The sequence below is a fragment of the Priestia sp. P5_B4 genome, from assembly GCF_056400385.1.
The window spans coordinates 1-5609 of the sequence record NZ_JBFULJ010000210.1 but is presented as its reverse complement, the minus strand read 5'-3'; the positions used below and the strand labels follow the sequence as shown (position 1 = coordinate 5609).

Annotated in this window: 6 protein-coding genes; 2 read left to right on the top strand and 4 right to left on the bottom strand. The window is 39.8% G+C overall.

Features of this window, described 5'->3' with window-relative positions; genetic code table 11:
* The first annotated feature begins 2 nt into the window (after positions 1–2).
* Positions 3–620, top strand: a complete 618-nt coding sequence (locus tag AC1DRF_RS15530; protein WP_477741088.1) for a LysE family translocator — start codon at positions 3–5, stop codon at positions 618–620.
* Positions 621–1047: 427 nt separating this feature from the next.
* Positions 1048–1902, top strand: coding sequence for an N-acetylmuramoyl-L-alanine amidase family protein (locus AC1DRF_RS15525; RefSeq protein ID WP_427075974.1), 855 nt, complete (start codon positions 1048–1050; stop codon positions 1900–1902).
* A gap of 40 nt (positions 1903–1942) precedes the next feature.
* On the opposite strand, the gene AC1DRF_RS15520 is transcribed toward AC1DRF_RS15525, so the two are convergent.
* The 4 genes from AC1DRF_RS15520 to AC1DRF_RS15505 form a co-directional block, all read right to left on the bottom strand.
* Positions 1943–2260 (bottom strand): DUF3243 domain-containing protein, encoded by a 318-nt coding sequence (locus AC1DRF_RS15520; RefSeq protein ID WP_013083905.1) that lies wholly within the window; start codon positions 2258–2260, stop codon positions 1943–1945.
* A 218-nt stretch (positions 2261–2478) separates the two neighbouring features.
* Entirely contained in the window at positions 2479–2985 is a 507-nt protein-coding gene (locus AC1DRF_RS15515) for a PCYCGC motif-containing (lipo)protein (RefSeq protein WP_427075975.1), read from the bottom strand.
* 84 nt (positions 2986–3069) lie between these two features.
* Entirely contained in the window at positions 3070–3690 is a 621-nt protein-coding gene (locus tag AC1DRF_RS15510) for a class I SAM-dependent methyltransferase (RefSeq protein WP_427075976.1), read from the bottom strand.
* A gap of 58 nt (positions 3691–3748) precedes the next feature.
* Positions 3749–5609 (bottom strand): heavy metal translocating P-type ATPase (locus AC1DRF_RS15505; protein WP_477741087.1); only part of this gene is annotated, 1861 nt, incomplete at its 5' end.

Below are 5609 nucleotides of genomic sequence, written 5' to 3'. Positions count from 1 at the left end.
ATATCGTATCAATCACTTCTTTTTTAGGCGTAGCCGCTTTGCTTACGGTTATGCCTGGACCTGATAACTTATTTGTTTTAGCACAAAGCATATCAACCGGTAGATATGCAGGAATCTCGACTTCATTAGGGCTTTGTACGGGCTTGCTTGGTCATATAGCTGCAGCAACATTGGGTCTATCGGCTGTTATCTATCAATCGGCTTTAGCGTTTGCTATTGTAAAATACGCTGGAGCAGCTTATTTATTATATCTGGCTTATAAGACATTTACAGCAAAAGATTCCGCTCTCGCTGTTGAAAACAAAGAAGCCGTTGAGTACAAGGTGCTATATAAAAAAGGAGTGATTATGAATCTGCTAAATCCAAAAGTTTCGCTTTTTTTTCTTGCTCTTTTACCTCAGTTTGTTAATCATTCAACCGGACACGCCACACAGCAAATGCTCGTTTACGGCGCCGTATTTTTAGTTCAAGCGCTGATTATTTTTACGTTAATTAGTCTATTTGCAGGGAAAGTAGGGGAGTTTTTGCGAAAATCTCCAGCTCTGTCTAAGCGGCTTAATCTCGTGCAAGGCTCTATCTTTACGCTTATTGGCTTAAAAATTGCTTTTAGTGAGAAATAGCAGGAGATAAGATGGCGAACCTGCTTTTTATCTGCACTAAAAGGCGTGGACGTTAGTTAAAGGAAGATCCGAGCGATAAATTCAATTCGCTCGGATTTTTTATGTCTATGGTAAAAGTAGGTTTCGTGTATGCAGTTGCTTCTAGCTGGTGATTGGAGGGAAAAACGAAGCCTTGCACGGAAATCAACAGCGGTGTAACAAGCAGTCCAGCTCATGTATCCCATTTGTTCATCTTTATTTTGTGCTTTAAAACAGCGGAGAATACCTAGCGAAATCCTGCTTTCTTGTGCGAATTTTTTTGAATGTTTTAAGGGGACGAACCCTTCTTGTCCAATTACATATATATATAGAATGAGAGATAAAACATCAGGCAAAGCCGATGTTAATCACAAGTTCTTTCATATTATGATTGAAAGGAAAGGTACACATGAAAAAAGTATGGCTAGATGCAGGACACGGCGGTACAGATTCAGGAGCTTTAGGAAATAATTTGCGTGAAAAAGATATTACGCTGCAGCTTGTACTACACGCGCGGGCGTATTTAGAACATAACTATTCCGTAGATGTTCAAGTAACTCGTTCAACCGATGTGTTTGTTTCATTATCAGATCGAGCGAACCGGGCTAATGCATGGGGAGCGGATATTTTTGTTTCTATGCATATCAATGCTGGCAGCGGTACTGGATTTGAAACGTATCGGTATCCATCACAAGAGGGAAGTCAATCTTCTCTTTTACAAAAAGAGCTGCACACGGAAATTGTAACAATCATGCGGAAATTTGGAACGATTGCCGATCGCGGTTTAAAAACGGCTAATTACGCTGTACTGCGTGAAACAAATATGCCAGCTGTTTTAACAGAAAACTTGTTTATCGATACGGCAGCCGACGCTGAAAAATTAAAAAACGCTACGTTTCTTCGAGAAGTGGGAGAAGCGCACGCGCGTGGAATTGCTAAGTATTTAAACTTACCTTCTAATCAAGTTACATTCTATACCATTCAATCTGGAGACACATTTTATAGCATTGCAAAGAAGTATAATATCACTGTTCAGCAGCTGCAGGATGCAAATCCTGACGTAGATCCTGCAAAACTGCAAATTGGTCAGCAAATTGTTCTTCCTGTCACTACGTATACTGTACAAGCAGGAGATACGTTCTATAGCATTGCGAAAAAATATAGCATGACCGTTCAGCAGCTGCAGGATGCAAATCCTGGCGTAGATCCTGCAAAATTACAAATTGGGCAGCAAATTATCATTCCAGCTGTTCAATATCTGTAAATAAAAAAAGATGACACGGCAGCGTGTCATCTTTTTTTATTTATTGAACTAATCTTACAAGCATATGGGCAAGATGATGCTGCTGTTCTTTGTCTCCAACCTTCCACAGTTCGTGAAGCAGGTTTTCTTCTCGATTGCGCGGCTCTTCATGCTTAGCAAGGTAATCAGCTACTTTCTGAGCTGTTTTAGCCAGCTGTTCCTCATTCATTCCTAACTTTTCGCCTTTTGAGACCTTGTCCCCTAGATAACTTTTAAATCCTTCGAAGCTAGAGAGAATATCCTCTTTTTTCTCCTCGCTCATAGAATTAATTGCTCCTTCAACTTTTGCTGAATGATTTGTTTCTACAGAATTACTCATAGTTTTTTTCTCCTCTCATGGTTATATTTGGGTGTTAGAAAGCATATTCCCTGAGGATTCAGTACATAAACGTCCAAATGTGTTATTTTTACATTATGGCGTTTTACAAGGAATTAAAAAGGTGAGGTCAACCGAGATTTTATCAACCAATAATAAAATGACAAAAAAGACTTTGAATAAAGAAATCAAAGTCTTTTACTGATTTTTATACTGAAGCATCATACCTCAGGCGTAGGAGTAGGCGGGGCATAGCCTTCCTTATATTTATCATCGATTTCTTGGCGGATGTCTTCGATGCTTTTGCCTTTGCTGTAGTCTACTACAGCTTGAGCCGCTATTTCTAAACAGACGCCGCATTTTGTTCCGTGATCATCCCACGTCACTGCGCCGTTTCCTTTGTTTTCGAAGATAAAACAGTCGTAGTTGTTTTGATGATTAGCCTCTTCTCCACATCCGCAGTAGCAAGGAATATTTTCTAGTAAGGTTTGATGCTTAGCAGCGGCTGCATAAATAAGCTGCATGTCTTCGGGCTTGTCATTCAGAAAAGAGGGAAGAGTTTCACTATTTTTTGTTTCTTCTCGTTTATCACCTAATGTGTGCTGCTGATGTTCTTCATGTTGTGTTGCTTCTGTACGTTTGCTCCCTGAACTTTCTTTACTTTCGTTTCCGCAGCCGGAGACCATGCTTGCTGCAAGGACAACTGTTATGACCTTTGATTTTATCATCAAAATGTTCATCCTTTCTTCAATTAAAACTAGACAATAATATGTACATCCATCATGTGAAAAAGGCATCATTCGTCTTTGAAGTCATTCATCAACTTTCTGCAAACTAATTTTCCGATACATACCTTTCAACATGACGCTTGAATTCTCCTTCAAGATAAGCTGATCCCGGCTTGCTTCAAACACATGTTCAAAAGAGAGTCCAATATCCGTTCCTAGTAATTTTACGAAGGGGCGGAATATTTTTTTAGGAAAAGCCGCTGATTTCTTTTTAGTTTCAAATTTATCAAAAATCAGGATAGTTCCCTTAGGCTTTACTACTCTTGTCATTTCTTTTAAAGCTTGCTCCGCATCAGGTACTACGCTAAGAATTAAGCTTGCTACAACTACATCAAACGAAAAAGAGTCGAATGTTAGCTGCTGAGCGTCCATTTGGTGGAAGGTTATAGATGGATTTTTGTATTTATTTTTTGCTTTTTGAAGCATTTCACTGGAATAGTCGATGGCTGTTACATTTACTTCATGAGGAATAAAAGCTAAATCTGCACCCGTTCCAACACCTACAAATAAAATGCGCTGTTCAGATGAAAAGTGGACGTCTTGAAAGACTTTTTTTCTGGCTCGATAAAACATCCCGTTATTAAAAAACGCATCGTAAAAAGGAGCCCAACATTTATAAATAAATTGATTCCAGCGGTTATTCACGTAAACCCTCCTAGAAAATAAGCTTTCCAACGCCTGCTGGAAAGCTTATGGATTACATTTAATTTTTCATTTTGAGTAAGCGAAGACTGTTTAAAATAACAAGTAGCGCTGCTCCTGTATCGCTTAAGACGGCAATCCACAGAGTAAGCCACCCTGGAAAGATAAAAGCTAAGGCAATGACTTTAACAATAATAGAAAACCAAATGTTTTGTTTGATGACAGCTAACGCTTTGCGGCTTAGCTTCATCGTATGAGGAAGCTTTTCTAAATTGTCTGCCATGAGAACAATATCAGCTGTTTCCATTGCCGTATCAGTACCAGCACCGCCCATTGCAATTCCAAGATCAGCAGTAGCTAGAGCAGGGGCGTCATTAATCCCATCTCCAACCATAGCCGTTTGATAGCCTTCATCTTGAAGCTGCTGTATGGCTTTCACTTTGTCTTCAGGCATCAAACCGGCGAAATRGCGGTCTACCCGAGACTGAGAAGCAATCATTTTAGCTGTTCCTTCGTTATCACCGGTCAACATCACAATTTGCTGCATACCGTTTTGTTTGAGGCTTTCTAAAGCAGATACGGTTGTATGTCTGATGGTATCAGCTACGCTAATAATACCTAGAACACTTTTAGCTGTTCCGATAATAATAATCGTTTTACCTTCGTTTTGAAGCTTTTCAATATGAGACCAGCAGTGGGATAGAGGTGTTTCTAAATCTGAGAATAATTTTGCATTACCGGCGTAATAAACCGTTTCTTGAATTGTTGCCTGCACGCCTTTTCCTGTAAGGATTTTAAAATTTGATCCTTGTAAAGAACCGACTTTTTTCTCCGCTGCATAATCCACGATAGCACGGGCAATGGGGTGATTCGAATAGTCTTCAAGCGTCTTTGTTATCGCTAAAAGCTGATTTTCTTCAGCTGCAAAGGAAACAACCTCTGAAACGGCTGGTTTGCCTTCTGTTAGCGTGCCTGTTTTATCAAAAGCAATCGCATTGATTGCACCAGCTTTTTCTAAAAACGTCCCGCCTTTAATGAGCACGCCATTTTTCGCCGCGTTTCCAATCGCAGATACAATGGCGACGGGAGTAGAAATGACTAGCGCACATGGACAAGCCACAACTAATAATTCAAGCCCCTTGTAAAACCACTCACTCCATGCACCATCAAACATGGAAGGGATGACCATAATGAATAAAGCTAAAATAAAGACGATAGGCGTGTAAATGGTTGCAAATTTATCAACAAATGCTTGAGTAGGAGCTTTTTTCTCCTGTGCTTCTTCCACTAAATGAATAATTTTAGAAATCGTCGTATCTTCAACTAGCTTTGTTACCTTAATTTCTAACGATCCGCTTTCGTTAATCGTGCCTGCATAAACAGCATCACCGATTACTTTATCAACTGGAATAGATTCACCTGTAATAGGAGCTTGGTTGATACTGGATTCGCCATTTATAATTTCACCATCTAGCGGAATTCGGTCTCCTGGCTTTACGACAATCGTAGTGTCGATTGAAATATCTTCTGCTGCTTTTTTAATTAGCTGGCCGTTTTCTTTCACCCATGCTTCAGAAGGAGCTAAGTCCATCAAACCTCGTATCGAGTTTCTTGTTTGTTCAATCGACCTTGTTTGTAGAGCAACACCTAAAGCAAATAGCCAAACGACCGTAGCACCTTCAAGCCATTCCCCAATAACAGCTGCTCCAAGTGCTGCAACGGTCATTAAAACATTCATGTCTAAAGAACGGCTTTTAATTCCGTAATAAGCACTTTTAGCCGGCTTATATCCGCTGACAATCATGGCAATAGCGTAGAGTACAGTTGTCATATAAGARGCAATTCCTGTATGAGAACCGATAAAACCTAAAGCGATGAAAATACCCGAAAAAACAATCGGTCCATTTTGCCCTTTATGGTGC